Below are 16247 nucleotides of genomic sequence, written 5' to 3'. Positions count from 1 at the left end.
GGCCAATGACGTTCAAGGATCTCCGCGATTTCATCGCCCAGCTGGAGCAGCGCGGTGCGTTGAAGCGCATCCAGGTGCCGATTTCCCCCGTGCTCGAGATGACCGAGGTGTGCGACCGCACGTTGCGCGCGAAGGGCCCGGCATTGCTGTTCGAAAAGCCGACCGGCTTCGACATGCCGGTGCTCGGCAACCTGTTCGGTACGCCGGAGCGCGTGGCGCTGGGCATGGGCGCCGAGGACGTCGGCGCGCTGCGTGAGATCGGCAAGCTGCTGGCGCAGCTCAAGGAGCCCGAGCCGCCGAAGGGCCTCAAGGACGCCTGGGCCAAGCTGCCGATGTACAGGAAGGTCCTGTCCATGGCGCCGAAGGTGCTCAAGGACGCCCCCTGCCAGGAAGTGGTCGAGGAGGGCGAGGACGTCGACCTCGGCCGGCTGCCGGTCCAGACCTGCTGGCCGGGCGATGTCGGGCCGCTGATCACCTGGGGTCTGACCGTTACCCGCGGGCCGAACAAGGAACGGCAGAACCTGGGCATCTACCGCCAGCAGGTGATCGGCCGCAACAAGGTGATCATGCGCTGGCTCAGCCATCGCGGCGGTGCACTGGACTACCGCGAGTGGTGCCAGAAGCATCCGGGCCAGCCCTATCCGGTAGCCGTGGCGCTGGGCGCCGATCCGGCGACCATCCTCGGTGCGGTCACGCCGGTGCCGGACACCCTTTCCGAATACGCTTTCGCCGGCCTGTTGCGCGGGCATCGTACCGAGCTGGTCAAGTGTCGCGGCAGCGACTTGCAGGTGCCGGCCAGCGCCGAGATCGTCCTCGAAGGGGTGATCCACCCCGGCGAGATGGCCGACGAAGGCCCCTATGGCGATCACACCGGCTACTACAACGAGGTCGATCGCTTCCCGGTGTTCACCGTCGAGCGCGTCACCCGCCGGCAGAAACCGATCTACCACAGCACCTACACCGGGCGTCCGCCGGACGAGCCGGCGATCCTCGGGGTGGCATTGAACGAAGTGTTCGTGCCGATCCTGCAGAAGCAGTTCCCGGAAATCGTCGATTTCTACCTGCCGCCGGAAGGTTGTTCCTACCGGATGGCGGTGGTGACCATGAAGAAGCAGTACCCAGGGCACGCCAAGCGCGTGATGCTCGGGGTCTGGTCGTTCCTGCGGCAGTTCATGTACACCAAGTTCGTCATCGTCACCGACGATGACATCGATGCGCGCGACTGGAACGATGTGATCTGGGCCATCACCACGCGGATGGACCCCAAGCGCGACACGGTGATGATCGACAACACGCCCATCGACTACCTCGACTTCGCCTCGCCGGTCTCCGGCCTCGGCTCGAAGATGGGGCTTGATGCCACCCACAAGTGGCCGGGCGAGACCAGCCGCGAATGGGGGCGCGCCATCGTCAAGGACGAAGCGGTGACACGGCGCATCGACGCGCTCTGGTCGAGCCTCGGGATCGACTGATGCGTATCGTCCTGCAACCGTCCGGCGCCTGCCTCGAGCTGCTGCCGGGGGAACGCATCCTCGATGGCGCCCGGCGGCTTGGCTACGACTGTCCGCAGAGCTGCCGCAACGGCAACTGCCATATCTGCGCGGCGCTGCTGGTGGAGGGGCGGGTACGCCAGAACGGCGAGGTACGCGATCATGGCGAACTCTTCACCTGCCTCGCCGAGCCGCTGGAAGACTGCGTGCTGCATTGGGACGGGGTGCTGGCGCCGGGTGAACTGCCTCTGCGCAAGCTGACCTGCCAGCTGAGCTTCTGCGAAGAGGTCGGCGGCGACGTCTACCGGGTCGGCCTGCGCGCGCCGGCCGGCAAGCCGCCACGCTATCACGCCGGGCAGTACCTGTTGCTGGAGCGTGACGGCGGCGACAGCGCAGCGTTTTCCCTGGCCTCCGCGCCGCATGCGGGCCGCGACCTGGAGCTGCACATCCTGGCCAAGGAAGACAGTGCCGTCGCGCTGATCGCGCAGTTGCAGCGCGAGCGCCTGGCACGGATCCAGTTGCCGTTCGGCGACGCGCACCTGGCAGAACTGCCCGACGGTCCGCTGGTGCTGATCGCCGCGGGAACCGGCATGTCGCAGATGCACAGCCTGATCGAGCACTGCCGCGCCGCCGGCTTCGCCCATCCTGTACATCTCTACTGGGGCGTTCGGCGTCCGGAGGATTTCTACCGTCTGCCGCACTGGACGGAGTGGGAAGGCCTGCCGAACCTGTTCCTGCACCGGGTGGTCAGCGACCTCTGTGGCTGGGAGGGGCGTTGCGGCTTGCTGCACGAGGCGGTGCGCGAGGATTTCGCCGACCTGTCGAGCCTGCATGTGTATGCCAGCGGCTCGCCGGCGATGGTCTACGCGACCCTGGATGCCCTGGTCGAAGCAGGGATGGACGCGCACCAGATGCGCGCCGACGTGTTCGCCTACGCGCCGCGGGACTGAACGCGGCTCCGGCCTGGCGCCGGAGCCGCCGCGTCATCAGCCGGCTTGCTGCGGCGCGGCCTGGACCGCGGGTTTGCGCAGGGTCAGGCAGAGGAACAGGATGGCCAGCAGGCAGGCGCCGATCAGCAGCTTGAAGCCACCGTCCCAGCCGAAGTGGTCCACCGTGTAGCCGACCAGGGCGTTGGCCGCCACCGAGCCGCCGAGGTAGCCGAACAGACCGGTGAAGCCGGCGGCGGTGCCGGCCGCTTTCTTCGGTGCCAGCTCCAGGGCCTGCAGGCCGATCAGCATCACCGGGCCGTAGATCAGGAAGCCGATCATGATCAGCGCGGCCATGTCGATCGCCGGGTTGCCGGCTGGGTTCAGCCAGTAGATCAGGGTGCCGACGGTCACCAGGATCATGAACACCACGCCGGTGGCGCCGCGATTGCCCTTGAACAGCTTGTCCGACAGCCAGCCGCAGAGCAGGGTGCCGGGAATCCCCGCCCATTCGTAGAAGAAGTAAGCCCAGGACGACTTGTCGACGTTGAAGTGCTTGGCTTCCTTGAGGTAGGTCGGCGCCCAGTCGAGCACACCGTAGCGCAGCAGGTAGACGAACACGTTGGCCAGGGCGATGTACCAGAGCAGCTTGTTGCGTAGCACGTAGGTGACGAAGATCTCCTTGGTCGACAGCTCGCGCTCGTGGTGTTCGTCGTAGCCTTCGGGGTAGTCGTCCTTGTGCTTCTCGATCGGCGGCAGGCCGCAGGATTGCGGGGTGTCGCGCATGGCGAAATAGGCGAACACGGCTACGCCCACGGCGACGATGGCCGGCACGTAGAAGGCCGAGCGCCAGTCGCCGAACAGCGCCAGGCCGAGCAGGAACAGCGGGCCGATCAGGCCGCCGCCGACGTTGTGGGCGACGTTCCACACCGAGACCACGCTGCCGCGCTCCTTCTGCGACCACCAGTGGACCATGGTCCGTCCGCTCGGTGGCCAGCCCATGCCCTGGGCCCAGCCGTTGATGAAGAGCAGGACGAACATGATGGCGACGCTGGAGGTAGCCCAGTGCGCGAATCCGAAAATGAACATCACCGCCGCCGACACCAACAGGCCGAACGGCAGGAAGACCCGTGGGTTGGAACGGTCCGAGACCAGGCCCATGATGAATTTCGACAGGCCGTAGGCGATGGCGATGGCCGACATCGCGACGCCCAGTTGACCGCGACTGTAGCCGTCCTCGATAAGGTAGGGCATGGCCAGGGAGAAGTTCTTGCGCAGCAGGTAGTAACCCGCGTAGCCGATGAAGATACCGGCGAAGATCTGCCAGCGCAGGCGCCGGTAGGTGCTGTCCACCTCGGCATCGGGCAGTGGCGCCTGGTGTGGCGCGGGACGAAAGATTCCGAACATCGCGAGCTCCGCTTGTTGTTGTGTCGCGCCTTTTTACGCGGTTGCGAACACTACATTTTTCGTAAATGAAAAAATAGCGGAAATGTTACAGGTTGAGTGTATTGGTCGGAAATAAGAAGGCCCCGGTCGGAAACCGGGGCCTTCTTAGGGGAAAAACATCTGACAGCGCGGGCCTCGGCCGGTGTATCGCTCCGGCCCGGCATGCCTCTCTCCGCAGGGTCGGGAGGCAACACTCGCCGATTTCGTGGCTCAGCGAACCTCCACCACCACCTTGCCGACCGCCTTGCGCTGGCCGAGGGCGTCGATGGCGTCGCCGGCCCGTTCCAGCGGGAAGCGCTGCGACACCAGCGGCTTCAGCTTGCCTTCGGCGTGCCAGGCGAACAGCTGGCGGAAGTTGTCAGCGTTGTCCTGCGGCTGGCGTTGGGCGAACGATCCCCAGAACACGCCGACCAGCGAGGCGCCCTTGAGCAGGGTCAGGTTGGCCGGCAGCGAAGGGATGCTGCCGCTGGCGAAGCCGACCACCAGCATCCGTCCGTTCCAGGCGATGCTGCGGAAGGCCTCCTCGAACAGTTCGCCGCCCACCGGATCGTAGATCACATCGACGCCCTGGCCGCCGGTCAATGCCTTGAGCTGCTCGCGCAGGCTACCTTCGCTGTAGTTGATCAGTTCGTCGGCGCCGGCGGCCTTGGCCACGGCGAGCTTGTCGGGGGTACTGGCAGCAGCGATCACCCGGGCGCCCATGGCCTTGCCGATCTCCACGGCAGCCAGTCCGACCCCGCCGGAAGCGCCGAGCACCAGCAGGGTCTCGCCGGGTTGCAGGTTGGCGCGCTGTTTCAGGGCGTGCATCGAGGTGCCGTAGGTCATGCCGAAGGCGGCGGCGCTGGCGAAGTCCATGCCTTCGGGAATCGGCATCACGTTATAGCCGGGCACCTTGACCTGCTCGGCGAAGCTGCCCCAGCCGGTCAGGGCCATGACCCGGTCGCCGGGCCTGACGTGGGCGACCTTTTCGCCGACCGCGGCGACCACCCCGGCCGCCTCGCCGCCCGGGGAGAAGGGGAAGGGCGGCTTGAACTGGTACTTGCCCTCGATGATCAGGGTGTCGGGGAAGTTGACTCCGGCGGCGTGCACGTCGAGGAGGATTTCGTTCTTCGCCGGGCTCGGGCTGGCGATTTCTTCCAGGACCAGGCTGCTGGCCGGGCCGAAGGCTTTGCAGAGGACGGCTTTCATCGGGGACGCTCCAGTTTGCGGTCCGGCCAGTGTAGGAGGGAGACGCCGGGGGTCAATCAGCATCGCCGCAACTGATGGTTGTCCATAAACCCCGGGCTTGGGCCCGGCCGAGAGTCTGGCTATGCTTGCCGGCATTCGTCGAGGAGATGCGCCCGTGAGAACCCCCATTGCCCTGTCGCTGGCCCTGTGCCTGAGTCTGTTCCTGTCCTTCGCCTCGGCCGAGGAGGCCGCGCCGGAAGGCGAGGGCGCGAACAAGCCGGTCTACGTCGACCTGACCCCGGCGCTGGTCGGCAACTACGGCAGCGGGCCGCGCCTGCAGTACTACAAGGCCGACATCGCCCTGCAGGTGGCCGACAAGGACGCGGCGACCAAGGTCGAGCATCACGAGCCCTTGATCCGCAACCAGTTGATCATGCTGTTCGCCCAGCAGACCGACCAGAGCCTGGGTACGGTCGAGGCCAAGGAAAGCCTGCGCCAGGAGGCGCTGAAGCAGGTCCAGCAGACCCTCGAGCAGGAAGAGGGCAAGCCGCTGGTGACCGATCTGCTGTTCAACAACCTCATCGTCCAGCCCTGAGGTCAACTATCCGTTCTGTCCCGCGTTCCCGGATGCGAAGCCCCGGGGATTCTGCTTTCCTGTGAGGTTCGGTCGGGCGCGTCTGACGTGCATCAACACCCGCGCGCCGCCCTGGAGGGACAATCGAGCCAGTGAAGTCCGCGGCAGCCGCGCTTTCCAGCGTGAGCGCCATAGCCGCGGCCTGGCCGGACGTGCGAGGAGAAGGGATGAAACAGGAAAGCAAACGGTGGCTGAGCCGGGCCCTGGTCGTGGTGGCACTGCTCGGCGTAGGCGTGCTGGTCTGGCAGGTATCGCGGCCGACCGGCCTGGGCGAGGGATTCGCCAGCGGCAACGGACGCATCGAGGCCACCGAGGTGGACGTGGCGGCCAAGCTTCCCGGGCGGGTCGCCGAGATCAAGGTCGACGAGGGCGACTTCGTCAAGGCCGGCGAAATCGTCGCGCGGATGGATACCCAGGTGCTCGAGGCGCAGTTGGCCCAGGCCCAGGCCCAGGTGCGCCAGGCGGAGAACGCCAAGCTCACCGCGACCTCGCTGGTGGCCCAGCGCGAGAGCGAGAAGAGCACCGCCCAGGCCGTGGTGGCGCAGCGCCAGGCCGAGCTGACAGCGGCGCAGAAGCGCTTCACCCGTACCGAGGCGCTGGTCAAGCGCAATGCCCTGCCGCAACAGCAACTCGACGACGATCGGGCGACCCTGCAGAGCGCCCAGGCGGCGTTGTCCGCGGCACGCTCGCAAGTGATTTCGGCGCAGGCGGCGATCGAGGCCGGGCGTTCCCAGGTAATCGAGGCGCAGTCGGCCATCGAGGCGGCCAAGGCCAGCGTCGCCCGGCTCCAGGCGGACATCGACGACAGCCTGCTCAAGGCGCCACGCAACGGCCGCGTGCAGTACCGCGTGGCGCAGCCGGGGGAAGTGCTGCCGGCCGGCGGCAAGCTGCTCAACATGGTCGACCTGGCCGACGTCTACATGACTTTCTTCCTGCCATCCATGCAGGCCGGTAGGGTCGGACTGGGCCAGGAAGTGCGCTTGGTGATCGACGCGGTGCCGGACTACGTGATCCCGGCCAAGGTTTCCTATGTAGCCAGCGTCGCCCAGTTCACCCCGAAAACGGTGGAAACCGCCAACGAGCGGGAGAAGCTGATGTTCCGGGTCAAGGCGCGGCTCGATCCGGCGCTGCTGGAAAAATACATCACCTACGTCAAGACCGGCGTGCCCGGAATGGCCTACCTGCGACTAGACCCTGAGGTCGAGTGGCCGGCCAACCTGCAGATCAAGGTTCCACAATGACCGCTGGCGGGAACGGCGTGGCGAGCCTCCGGGGCGTTTCGCTGCGCTACGGCGAGACGCGCGCGGTGGACGACGTCAGCCTGGAGATCCCGGCCAACCGCATGGTCGGCCTGATCGGTCCGGACGGGGTCGGCAAGTCCAGCCTGCTGGCGCTGCTGGCCGGCGCACGGAAGATGCAGGATGGCGAGATCCGCGTACTCGACGGCGACATGCGCGACCGCCGCCACCGCCGGGCGGTCTGTCCGCGCATCGCCTACATGCCCCAGGGGCTGGGCAAGAACCTCTATCCGACGCTCTCGGTGTTCGAGAACGTCGACTTCTTCGGCCGGCTGTTCGGCCACGACAAGGCCGAGCGCGAGCGGCGCATCGCCGACCTGCTGCAAAGCACCGGGCTGGCGCCGTTCGCCGAGCGTCCTGCGGGCAAGCTGTCCGGCGGCATGAAGCAGAAGCTCGGGCTGTGCTGCGCGCTGATCCACGATCCCGACCTGCTGATCCTCGACGAGCCGACCACCGGCGTCGACCCGCTGTCGCGCAACCAGTTCTGGGAGCTGATCGGCCGTATCCGCGCGGGCCGCGAAGGCATGAGCGTGCTGGTCGCCACCGCCTACATGGAGGAAGCCGAGCGCTTCGACTGGCTGGTGGCGATGGACGACGGAAAGGTCCTGGCCACCGGTACGCCGCAGGAGTTGCGCGAGCGTACCGGGACGCAGAGCCTCGAGTCGGCGTTCATCGCCCTGCTGCCGGAAAGCAAGCGCGCCGGGCACCATCGATTGGTGATCCCGCCGCGACCGCAGAGCGAAGGCGCGCCGCGGATCGCCATCGAGGCCGAGGGCCTGACCTGTCGTTTCGGCGACTTCGTCGCGGTCGATCACGTCAGCTTCCGTATCGAGCGTGGGGAAATCTTCGGCTTCCTCGGCTCCAACGGCTGCGGCAAGTCCACCACCATGAAGATGCTCACCGGCCTGCTGCCGGCCAGCGAAGGCACATGCGCGCTGTTCGGCCAGCCGGTGGACGCCAGCGATATGGCGACCCGACGCCGGGTCGGCTATATGTCCCAGGCCTTTTCCCTGTATGCCGAGCTGAGCGTGCGGCAGAACCTGGTGCTGCACGCCCGGCTGTTCCACCTGCCGGCGGATGGCATCCAGGCACGGGTCGGCGAAATGCTCCGGCGCTTCGACCTGGAGAAGGTTGCCGACGAGCTGCCCAACGACCTGCCGCTGGGCATTCGCCAGCGTCTGTCGCTGGCGGTGGCGGTGATCCACAAGCCGGAGATCCTGATCCTCGACGAGCCCACTTCGGGGGTCGATCCGGTGGCTCGCGACGGCTTCTGGGAGCTGATGGTCGAGCTGTCGCGCCGCGACGGGGTGACCATCTTCATTTCCACCCACTTCATGAACGAGGCTCAGCGCTGCGATCGCATTTCGCTGATGCATGCCGGCAAGGTACTGGCCAGCGATACTCCCGATGAGCTGGTGCGCCAGCGCGGTCTACCGACCCTGGAAGCGACCTTCATCGCTTACCTGGAAGAAGCCGCGGGTGCCGCCGTGCCAGCGCAACCGGCCGAGGCGCCGGCCGTTGCGGAGCAGCCCGGCGATGGCCAGGAGCGCCAGGCGCAACGCGAACGCTTCAGCCCCCTGCGGCTGTTCAGCTATGCGCGCCGCGAAGCCATGGAACTGCGCCGCGACCCGATCCGCCTGACCCTTGCCCTGCTCGGCACCGCGCTGCTGATGTTCATCATCGGCTATGGCATCAACATGGACGTCGAGGACCTCTCCTGGGCGGTCCTCGACCGTGACCAGACCACCACCAGCCAGGCCTACGCGCTGAACATCGCCGGCTCGCGCTATTTCGTCGAACATGCGCCGATCACCGACCCGGACGACCTCGACCGGCGCCTGCGCAGCGGCGAGCTGAGCCTGGCGGTGGAGATCCCGCCGAACTTCGGGCGCGACCTCAAGCGTGGCTCCGATCCGGCCATCGGCGTGTGGATCGACGGAGCGATGCCGACCCGTGCCAACACCGTGCTCGGCTACGTTCAGGGCCTGCACACCAGCTACCTGGCGGACCTCTCGCGGCAGGCGGGTGGGGCCGAGGCCAGCGCGGCGGCCAGCACCGAGGTGCGCTATCGCTACAACCCCGACGTGGAAAGCCTGAAGGCGATGGTGCCGGCGGTGATCCCGCTGCTGCTGATCATGATCCCGGCCATGCTCACCGCCCTCGGCGTGGTGCGCGAAAAGGAACTGGGTTCGATCACCAACCTCTATGTCACCCCGGTGACGCGCCTGGAGTTCCTGGTCGGCAAGCAGTTGCCCTACGTCGCCATGGGCATGATCAACTTCCTGCTGATGCTGGTCCTGGCCATCGTGGTATTTCGCGTGCCGCTCAAGGGCAGCTTCCTGGCGTTGACCCTCGGCGCTTTCCTCTATGTGGTCACCAGCACCGGCCTCGGGCTGTTCCTCTCGACGTTCATGCGCAGCCAGATCGCCGCTGTATTCGGCGTGGCGATCGCCACCATGATCCCGGCGATCCAGTTCTCCGGGCTGATCCACCCGGTGTCCTCGCTGGAAGGTGCGGCGGCCTGGATCGGCAAGCTCTATCCGACCTCGCATTTCCTGGTGGTCAGCCGCGGCGCCTTTTCCAAATCGCTGGGCCTGCCCGATCTCTGGGCCTACTACCTGCCGCTTGCCGCTTCCATCGTGGTGCTGACCCTGCTCAGCGTGGCCTGCCTGAAGAAGCAGGAGGACTGAGCGATGCGCAGCCTGGCCAACATCTTCAACCTGGGCATCAAGGAGTTCCGCAGCCTCGGCCGCGACTACGCGATGCTGGCACTGATCGTCTGGGCCTTCACCCTGGGCGTCTACAGTTCCGCCACCGGTATTCCGGAAACCTTGCATCACGCCCCGATCGCGGTGGTCGACGAGGACCGCTCGCAGCTCTCGTCGCGTATCGTCAATGCCTTCCAGCCCCCGTACTTCCGGCCGCCGGAAATGATCGGGCATGCCGAGATGGATCGCGGCATGGACGTCGGCCTGTATACCTTCACCCTCGATATCCCGCCGGACTTCCAGCGCGACGTGCTGGCCGGGCGCAAGCCCTCGATCCAGGTCAACGTCGACGCGACCCAGACCGGGCAGGCGTTCTCCGGCGCGGGCTACATCCAGAACATCGTCGCCACCGAGGTGCGCGAGTTCGTCAGCCGCTACCGCGCGGAGCCGAGCATGCCGGCGCAGATCGAGGTGCGCATGGAATTCAACCCGAACCTGACCCAGGCCTGGTTCGGCGGGGTGATGGAAGTGATCAACCAGATCACCATGCTGTCGATCATCCTCACCGGCGCCGCGCTGATCCGCGAGCGCGAGCACGGTACCGTCGAGCACCTGCTGGTGATGCCGCTGTCGGCCTTCGAGATCATGATGGCCAAGGTCTGGTCGATGGGGCTGGTGGTGCTGGTGGCGGCGGGGCTCTCGTTGCAGTGGGTGGTGCGTGGCTGGCTGGACGTGCCGATCAGCGGCTCGGTGGGACTGTTCCTGCTCGGCGCCGGATTGCATCTGTTCGCCACCACCTCCATGGGCATATTCCTCGGCACGGTGGCGCGCTCGATGCCGCAGCTCGGACTGCTGACCATCCTCGTGCTGCTGCCGCTGAACATCCTTTCGGGTGGCACCACGCCACGGGAAAGCATGCCGGAACTGGTGCAGAACATCATGCTGGCGGCGCCGACCACGCATTTCGTCAGCCTGGCCCAGGCGATCCTGTTCCGCGGCGCCGGTTTCGACATCGTCTGGCCGCAGTTCGCCGGCATCGTGGTGATCGGTTCGGCGTTCTTCTTCGGCGCGCTCTGGCGTTTCCGCCGGACCATCTCGCAGATGGCCTGAGCGATGGCTTCAGCGTTTCGCCAGCGGCAGGATCGCCTGCCATTCCTCGGCGCTGACCGGCATTACCGAGAGGCGGCTGCCCTTCTGCACCAGGGCGAGGTTGGCCAGGGCGTCCTGCGCCTTCAGCCGGGCCAGTGGAACGACCTCGGCGAAGGCTTCGACGAAGCTGACGTCGCGGGCGCTCCAGGGGTTCTTCCCGGCGCTGGCCTTGGGGTCGTGGTAGGGGCTGGCGGGATCCAGGGCCGTGGGATCGGGGTAGGCTTCGCCTTCGATGCGGGCGATACCGGCGATACCGGGCTGCGGGCAACTGGAATGGTAGAAGAAGAACAGGTCGCCGGGGTTCATGCTGCGGATGAAGTTGCGCGCCTGGTAGTTGCGCACGCCATCCCAGCGGGCGGTTCCGAGGCGTTGCAGGTCGCGGATCGAGAGTTCGTCCGGCTCGGATTTCATCAGCCAGTAGGCAGGCATGAACTTTGCTCCTCTTTCGTAGATATGCGTAGGAAACGTCTGCGCGTGACCACCGGTCGCCAGTGTAATTGCGTATGACTTCAGCTTATCGGAAAATGCCGTTTTTCAGCGGGGCAGGGTGCTCAGGCGATAAGATAATCGCAAGGACCGGCCTCGAAAATTGCCTGGAAGGGGGAGGCAATCGATGAAGCGCAAGCCAGACTTGCTGTGGGTTTTGGTCATCATCTTCGGACTTGGGGTCGTCACCACCGGTTATACCCAGAGCCTCTGGGAACGACAGGCCAGTACGCCCGCCCAGGTGACGCAACAGCCGTAAGACTCGCCGGGTATCGCATGGAACGCGGTACCCAGGGTTCTCCCTCCTTCCTAGCGTTTCCCTGCCACGTACCAGCCCGCATCGGTCACCGTTCCCGCCAGGGGAATGTCCCAGCTGGCCAGCGCCAGTCGATCCACCTTCTGACATTCATGGGCCAGGCCGATCAGCGTCGGTTTGTGACCATTTTTGCGCCTTGCCAGGTAGGCCAGGCTGCGGTCGTAGAAGCCGCCGCCCATGCCCAGGCGCCCGCCCTGTTCGTCGAACCCCACCAGCGGCAGCAGTACCAGGTCCAGCGCCCAGGCCTTGCGCTGGCGGCCGGTGTCGGCCAGCGGTTCGCTGATGCGGAAGCGGTTGCGGGTCCAGCGTTCGCCGCTGCCGACCCGCTGGAACACCATGCGCGTCCGCGGCCAGGGCGCCAGCACCGGCAGGTAGGTGGCCTTGCCGCGCTTCTGCGCCGCACGCAGCAGCGGACGCGGGTCGATCTCGCCGTCGTTGGGCAGGTACAGGGCGATATGGCGGGCACGGCGGAAAAGGGGATGCTGCGCCAGTTGTCGATAGAGGGCGCGGGCGGCGAGGCGTTGCTGCAGGGGGGAGAGCGCGCGGCGCGCCTGGCGGAGCTTGCGGCGCAGGGCCGGGCGGCTGAGGTCTTGCGATTCGATCATGTGGAAAGGTAGCTCCCCGGTCGTGCCGCTGTCGGGTTAGCCCTTGAACCCGAAAGTTCAAGGTGGCGGTTGCAGTAGACCTTAAGGCTTTCCGTCGTGCGGACATGCACACCGGTCCAACTGGCAACCTCCGTTGTTGCAGTTATCGGCTCAGGGACATCACCGACTGGCCAACACACCAGGGAGCGGAGGCCAGTATACCCGAATTGGCCGCGCCCGGGTCAGGCTTCGCCGGCATCGGCCGGATTCGCCAGGGCGCGGTCGACGCGATCGAGCAGTTCGCGCACGCGCTCGCGGGTCGAGCTGCTTTCCTGGTCCAGGCGCTCCTTGCGGTGCAGCAGGTCGTGGGTGATGTTGAGGGCGGCCATCACGGCAACCCGGTCGGCGCCGATGACTTTGCCGCTGGAGCGGATCTCGCGCATCTTGCCGTCCAGGTAGCGGGCGGCGCTTTCCAGGTTGGCGCGCTCGTCGTCCGGGCAATTGATGCAGTATTCCTTGTCGAGAATCTGCACGGTGAGGGTATTCGACTGGCTCATGTGTCCTGCTCCAAGGCTTTCAGACGCAAAATCATCGCTTCGACCTTGTGTCTCGCCATTTCGTTCTTTTCGATCAGATGAGCGCGCTCTTCGCGCCAGGACTTTTCGTTCGCCCGCAGCAGCCGGTTCTCCGCCTTGAGCTGTTCCAGCCTCTGGAGCAGCTGGTCGAACTTGGCCGTCAACAATTGCAGATCGGCGTCTTCCATGGGCTCTCGCTTGGGAATTGGGGTGATTGGACAACTATATAGGATCGTCCCCGGTCCGGGCCAATGCCCCGGCCGGGCCGGCGCGCCGGCAACCGGTCGCATGGTCTTGCCGGGGCGGGCGGTGCTAGGATAACCATCTTCATTTCACGTGTAGCGCCCCAATGGCGCCCAGCCGTCAGGGTCCCGAGATGTCCACTCAGAATTCCGCCTACAGCGCCTTTTCCTCCCTTCTCGCCGAGGCGGCCATGCCGGTCTCGCCGGCCGAACTGCACGGCCATCTGCTGGGTCGGGTCTGCGCCGGCGCCGGCTTCGACGAGGCCGCCTGGCAACACGCCGCCGCCGAACTGCTCGGCGGCGTGCCGGGCGAACGACTCAAGGCCGCGTTGTCCGGTCTGCTCGGCATGGTCCGGCAGGACTTTTCCGCCGGCGAGGTCGCCGTCGTCATGCTCCTGCCCGACGACGAAACCCCGCTCGCCCAGCGCACCGAGGCGCTCGGCCAATGGTGCCAGGGTTTCCTCGCCGGCTTCGGTCTCACCGCCCGCGAAGGCAGCCTGACCGGCGAGGCCGAGGAAGTGCTGCAGGACATGGCCGCCATCGCCCAGGTCCAGGGCCAGTTGGAGGACAGCGAGGACGGCGAGACGGACTATATGGAAGTCATGGAATACCTGCGGATCGCTCCGCTGCTGCTGTTCGCCGAGTGCGGCAAGCCGCTGGAGCCCGCTCCCAAGCCTTCACTGCACTGAGGTTTCTGCATGATCCGTATCCCCAAGTCGGAGTACGCCCGTCGGCGCAAGGCGCTGATGGCGCAGATGGAACCCAACAGCATCGCCATCCTGCCGGCGGCGCCGATGTACATCCGCAATCGCGACGTCGAGCATGTCTACCGCCAGGACAGCGACTTCCAGTACCTCACCGGCTTCCCCGAGCCGGAGGCGGTGATGGCGCTGATTCCCGGCCGCGCCCACGGCGAATACGTGCTGTTCTGCCGCGAGCGGGATCCGGAGCGTGAACTGTGGGACGGCCTGCGCGCCGGCCAGGACGGTGCGATCGGCCAGTATGGCGCCGACGACGCCTTTCCCATCGGCGATATCGACGACATCCTGCCCGGCCTGATCGAAGGCCGCGACCGGGTCTACTACGCCCTTGGCGCCAATCCCGACTTCGACCGCCGGCTGATGGACTGGATCAACGTTATCCGCTCCAAGGCCCGCCAGGGCGCTCAGCCGCCGAACGAGTTCGTTGCCCTCGACCACCTGCTGCACGACCAGCGGCTGTACAAGAGCGCCAACGAAGTGAAGGTCATGCGCTACGCCGCCGAGGTCTCCGCCCGGGCGCACATCCGGGCGATGGAGGTGTGCCGGCCGGGGCTGTTCGAGTACCACCTGGAAGCCGAACTGGAATACGAGTTCCGCAAGGGCGGGGCGAAGATGCCGGCCTACGGCTCGATCGTCGCCGCCGGACGCAACGCCTGCATCCTGCACTACCGCGAGAACGACGCGGCGATCAAGGACGGCGACCTGATCCTGATCGATGCCGGCTGCGAGATCGACTGCTACGCCAGCGACATCACCCGTACCTTCCCCGCCAATGGCCGTTTCAGTCCCGAGCAGAAGGCGATCTACGAACTGGTGCTGGAAGCCAACATGGCGGCGTTCGACTACATCGCCCCCGGTCGCCACTGGAACGAGGCCCATGAGGCCACCGTACGGGTCATCACCGCCGGGCTGGTGCGCCTGGGCCTGCTGGAAGGCGACGTCGACGAGCTGATCGCCCACGAGGCCTACAAGGCTTTCTACATGCACCGCGCCGGCCACTGGCTGGGGATGGACGTGCACGACGTCGGCGAGTACCGCGTCGGCGGCGAATGGCGGGTGCTCGAACCGGGCATGGCGATGACCGTCGAGCCGGGCATCTACATCGCCCCGGACAATACCTCGGTGGCGAAGAAGTGGCGCGGTATCGGCGTACGCATCGAGGACGACGTGGTAGTCACCCGCAATGGCTGCGAAGTGCTGACCAACGGCGTGCCGAAGACCGTCGCCGAGATCGAGGCGCTGATGGCCGCGGCCAAGAGCGAGGCAGCCTGAGGTGACGATGAGCAAGGTCAACCTGGCGATCATCGGCGGGGGCCTGGTCGGCGCCTCGCTGGCGCTGGCCCTGCAGGCCGGCGCTCGGGAGCGCGGCTGGTCGATCGTGCTGATCGAACCCTTCGCCCCCGGCAATGCCTACCAGCCCAGCTACGACGCCCGCTCTTCGGCGCTTTCCTACGGCAGCCGGCAGATCTACGAGCGACTCGGCCTGTGGCCGGCGATCGCCGAGCGCGCCGAGCCGATCCTGCATATCCATGTTTCCGACCGCGGCCGCTTCGGCGCCACCCGCCTGACCGCCATCGAGGAAGGCGTGCCGGCGCTGGGCTACGTGGTGGAGAACGCCTGGCTCGGCCAGTGCCTGTGGAAGGCGCTCGACCCCGAGGTGGTGCGCTGGCACTGCCCGGCCGAAGTGAAGACTCTGGAAGCCCGGGAGGGCGGTTACCGGCTTACCCTCGACGACGAGACGCAACTCGATTGCGAGCTGGCGATCCTCGCCGATGGCGGTCGTTCCGGGCTGCGCGAACAACTCGGCATCGCCGTGGAGCAGACGCCGTACCGGCAGACTGCGCTGATCGCCAACGTATCACCCTCCGAGGCGCACCTCGGGCAGGCCTTCGAGCGCTTCACCCCCAGCGGTCCGATGGCCCTGCTGCCGTTGCCGGAGAACCGTTGCGCGCTGATCTGGACCCGCCCCGGCAAGGACGCCGAACGCCTGCGCGGCCTCGATGACGCGGCCTTCCTCGGCGAGCTGCAGGCTGCCTTCGGCTACCGCCTCGGCGCCTTCCGCCAGGTCGGCGCACGACACTGCTATCCCTTGCACCTGGTCGAGGCCCGCGAACAGGTGCGTCCGCACCTGGTGGTGCTGGGCAACGCTGCGCACAGTCTGCACCCCATCGCCGGCCAGGGCTTCAACCTGTCGTTGCGCGACACCCTGGCGCTGGTCGACGCCCTGCTCCACGACGACGCGCCGCTGGGCGAGTTCGCCGTGCTGCAGCGCTACCTCGATGGGCAGCGCCTGGACCAGCAGATGACCGTCGGCTTCTCCGACCGGGTGACCCGGCTGTTCTCCAACGACCGCGCGCTGCTTGGCGCCGGTCGCAACCTCGGCCTGCTCGGGCTCGACCTGCTGCCGCCGGCCAAGCGCTGGTTCGCCCGCCAGGCCATGGGCCTCGGCGCGCGGCCGCTGTAGC

15 protein-coding genes and 1 other RNA gene are annotated in these 16247 nt (G+C 66.7%); 9 read left to right on the top strand and 7 right to left on the bottom strand.

Going from position 1 to position 16247, the window contains the following annotated elements:
* Positions 1-5: 5 nt before the first annotated feature.
* Complete coding sequence (gene ubiD / locus HMPREF2886_RS21605; protein ID WP_003096332.1) at positions 6-1472, top strand: 4-hydroxy-3-polyprenylbenzoate decarboxylase; 1467 nt, start codon at positions 6-8, stop codon at positions 1470-1472.
* Complete coding sequence (locus HMPREF2886_RS21600) at positions 1472-2440, top strand: CDP-6-deoxy-delta-3,4-glucoseen reductase (RefSeq protein WP_003096331.1); 969 nt, start codon at positions 1472-1474, stop codon at positions 2438-2440. Before ubiD ends, HMPREF2886_RS21600 begins: the two co-directional genes overlap by 1 nt.
* A gap of 36 nt (positions 2441-2476) precedes the next feature.
* Here the strand turns inward: HMPREF2886_RS21600 and glpT are convergent, their stop codons facing one another.
* Positions 2477-3823: a glycerol-3-phosphate transporter gene (gene glpT / locus HMPREF2886_RS21595; protein WP_003096330.1), complete on the bottom strand. Its 1347-nt coding sequence runs from the start codon at positions 3821-3823 to the stop codon at positions 2477-2479.
* Between the two features lie 249 nt (positions 3824-4072).
* A complete protein-coding gene (locus HMPREF2886_RS21590; RefSeq protein ID WP_003096329.1) occupies positions 4073-5050 on the bottom strand; it encodes an NADPH:quinone oxidoreductase family protein in 978 nt (325 codons plus the stop codon).
* A gap of 154 nt (positions 5051-5204) precedes the next feature.
* Between HMPREF2886_RS21590 and HMPREF2886_RS21585 the strand changes: the two genes are divergently transcribed.
* The 4 genes from HMPREF2886_RS21585 (at position 5205) to HMPREF2886_RS21570 (ending at position 10779) form a co-directional block, all read left to right on the top strand.
* A complete protein-coding gene (locus HMPREF2886_RS21585) occupies positions 5205-5624 on the top strand; it encodes a flagellar basal body-associated protein FliL (RefSeq protein WP_033973352.1) in 420 nt (139 codons plus the stop codon).
* 206 nt (positions 5625-5830) lie between these two features.
* Positions 5831-6904, top strand: coding sequence for an HlyD family secretion protein (locus HMPREF2886_RS21580; RefSeq protein ID WP_033973353.1), 1074 nt, complete (start codon positions 5831-5833; stop codon positions 6902-6904).
* Positions 6901-9651 (top strand): ribosome-associated ATPase/putative transporter RbbA, encoded by a 2751-nt coding sequence (rbbA, locus tag HMPREF2886_RS21575; protein WP_033973355.1) that lies wholly within the window; start codon positions 6901-6903, stop codon positions 9649-9651. The genes HMPREF2886_RS21580 and rbbA overlap by 4 nt, the downstream gene beginning before the upstream one ends.
* Before the next feature lie 3 nt (positions 9652-9654).
* Complete coding sequence (locus tag HMPREF2886_RS21570; RefSeq protein ID WP_003099197.1) at positions 9655-10779, top strand: ABC transporter permease; 1125 nt, start codon at positions 9655-9657, stop codon at positions 10777-10779.
* Between the two features lie 9 nt (positions 10780-10788).
* On the opposite strand, the gene HMPREF2886_RS21565 is transcribed toward HMPREF2886_RS21570, so the two are convergent.
* The 5 genes from HMPREF2886_RS21565 to HMPREF2886_RS21545 all read right to left on the bottom strand — a co-directional run bounded on the left by HMPREF2886_RS21565 (position 10789) and on the right by HMPREF2886_RS21545 (position 12967).
* The gene (locus HMPREF2886_RS21565) at positions 10789-11247 is read right to left on the bottom strand and encodes an EVE domain-containing protein (RefSeq protein WP_003114044.1); all 459 of its coding nucleotides are present in this window, start codon (positions 11245-11247) and stop codon (positions 10789-10791) included.
* A gap of 366 nt (positions 11248-11613) precedes the next feature.
* Positions 11614-12225 (bottom strand): 5-formyltetrahydrofolate cyclo-ligase, encoded by a 612-nt coding sequence (locus HMPREF2886_RS21560; RefSeq protein ID WP_033973359.1) that lies wholly within the window; start codon positions 12223-12225, stop codon positions 11614-11616.
* Between the two features lie 9 nt (positions 12226-12234).
* Positions 12235-12413: non-coding RNA, 6S RNA (gene ssrS, locus HMPREF2886_RS21555), on the bottom strand.
* A gap of 33 nt (positions 12414-12446) precedes the next feature.
* Complete coding sequence (locus HMPREF2886_RS21550; RefSeq protein ID WP_003096316.1) at positions 12447-12761, bottom strand: cell division protein ZapA; 315 nt, start codon at positions 12759-12761, stop codon at positions 12447-12449.
* Complete coding sequence (locus HMPREF2886_RS21545) at positions 12758-12967, bottom strand: TIGR02449 family protein (RefSeq protein WP_039027746.1); 210 nt, start codon at positions 12965-12967, stop codon at positions 12758-12760. The genes HMPREF2886_RS21550 and HMPREF2886_RS21545 overlap by 4 nt, the downstream gene beginning before the upstream one ends.
* A 188-nt stretch (positions 12968-13155) precedes the next feature.
* On the opposite strand from HMPREF2886_RS21545, the gene HMPREF2886_RS21540 reads away from it, so the two are divergent.
* From HMPREF2886_RS21540 to ubiH, 3 genes are read left to right on the top strand one after another with little or no spacing between them, the layout of a single operon-like run.
* On the top strand, positions 13156-13710 hold the full coding sequence (locus HMPREF2886_RS21540; protein WP_033973426.1) for a YecA/YgfB family protein: 555 nt from the start codon (positions 13156-13158) through the stop codon (positions 13708-13710).
* Between the two features lie 9 nt (positions 13711-13719).
* The gene (pepP, locus tag HMPREF2886_RS21535; protein WP_003096308.1) at positions 13720-15054 is read left to right on the top strand and encodes a Xaa-Pro aminopeptidase; all 1335 of its coding nucleotides are present in this window, start codon (positions 13720-13722) and stop codon (positions 15052-15054) included.
* Between the two features lie 7 nt (positions 15055-15061).
* Entirely contained in the window at positions 15062-16246 is a 1185-nt protein-coding gene (gene ubiH, locus HMPREF2886_RS21530; protein WP_003096305.1) for a 2-octaprenyl-6-methoxyphenyl hydroxylase, read from the top strand.
* Position 16247 lies beyond the last annotated feature (1 nt).

It is taken from the genome of Pseudomonas sp. HMSC066A08 (assembly GCF_001813025.1).
Lineage (GTDB): Bacteria > Pseudomonadota > Gammaproteobacteria > Pseudomonadales > Pseudomonadaceae > Pseudomonas > Pseudomonas aeruginosa.
This window is presented reverse-complemented; position numbering and strand designations above follow the sequence as displayed.

Coding starts and splice junctions, on each gene's coding strand:
- ubiD (WP_003096332.1), top strand. CDS start 6: ATGACGTTCAAGGATCTCCGCGATTTCATCGCCCAGCTGGAGCAGCGC.
- HMPREF2886_RS21600 (WP_003096331.1), top strand. CDS start 1,472: ATGCGTATCGTCCTGCAACCGTCCGGCGCCTGCCTCGAGCTGCTGCCG.
- glpT (WP_003096330.1), bottom strand. CDS start 3,823: ATGTTCGGAATCTTTCGTCCCGCGCCACACCAGGCGCCACTGCCCGAT.
- HMPREF2886_RS21590 (WP_003096329.1), bottom strand. CDS start 5,050: ATGAAAGCCGTCCTCTGCAAAGCCTTCGGCCCGGCCAGCAGCCTGGTC.
- HMPREF2886_RS21580 (WP_033973353.1), top strand. CDS start 5,831: ATGAAACAGGAAAGCAAACGGTGGCTGAGCCGGGCCCTGGTCGTGGTG.
- rbbA (WP_033973355.1), top strand. CDS start 6,901: ATGACCGCTGGCGGGAACGGCGTGGCGAGCCTCCGGGGCGTTTCGCTG.
- HMPREF2886_RS21570 (WP_003099197.1), top strand. CDS start 9,655: ATGCGCAGCCTGGCCAACATCTTCAACCTGGGCATCAAGGAGTTCCGC.
- HMPREF2886_RS21565 (WP_003114044.1), bottom strand. CDS start 11,247: ATGCCTGCCTACTGGCTGATGAAATCCGAGCCGGACGAACTCTCGATC.
- HMPREF2886_RS21560 (WP_033973359.1), bottom strand. CDS start 12,225: ATGATCGAATCGCAAGACCTCAGCCGCCCGGCCCTGCGCCGCAAGCTC.
- HMPREF2886_RS21550 (WP_003096316.1), bottom strand. CDS start 12,761: ATGAGCCAGTCGAATACCCTCACCGTGCAGATTCTCGACAAGGAATAC.
- HMPREF2886_RS21545 (WP_039027746.1), bottom strand. CDS start 12,967: ATGGAAGACGCCGATCTGCAATTGTTGACGGCCAAGTTCGACCAGCTG.
- HMPREF2886_RS21540 (WP_033973426.1), top strand. CDS start 13,156: ATGTCCACTCAGAATTCCGCCTACAGCGCCTTTTCCTCCCTTCTCGCC.
- pepP (WP_003096308.1), top strand. CDS start 13,720: ATGATCCGTATCCCCAAGTCGGAGTACGCCCGTCGGCGCAAGGCGCTG.
- ubiH (WP_003096305.1), top strand. CDS start 15,062: ATGAGCAAGGTCAACCTGGCGATCATCGGCGGGGGCCTGGTCGGCGCC.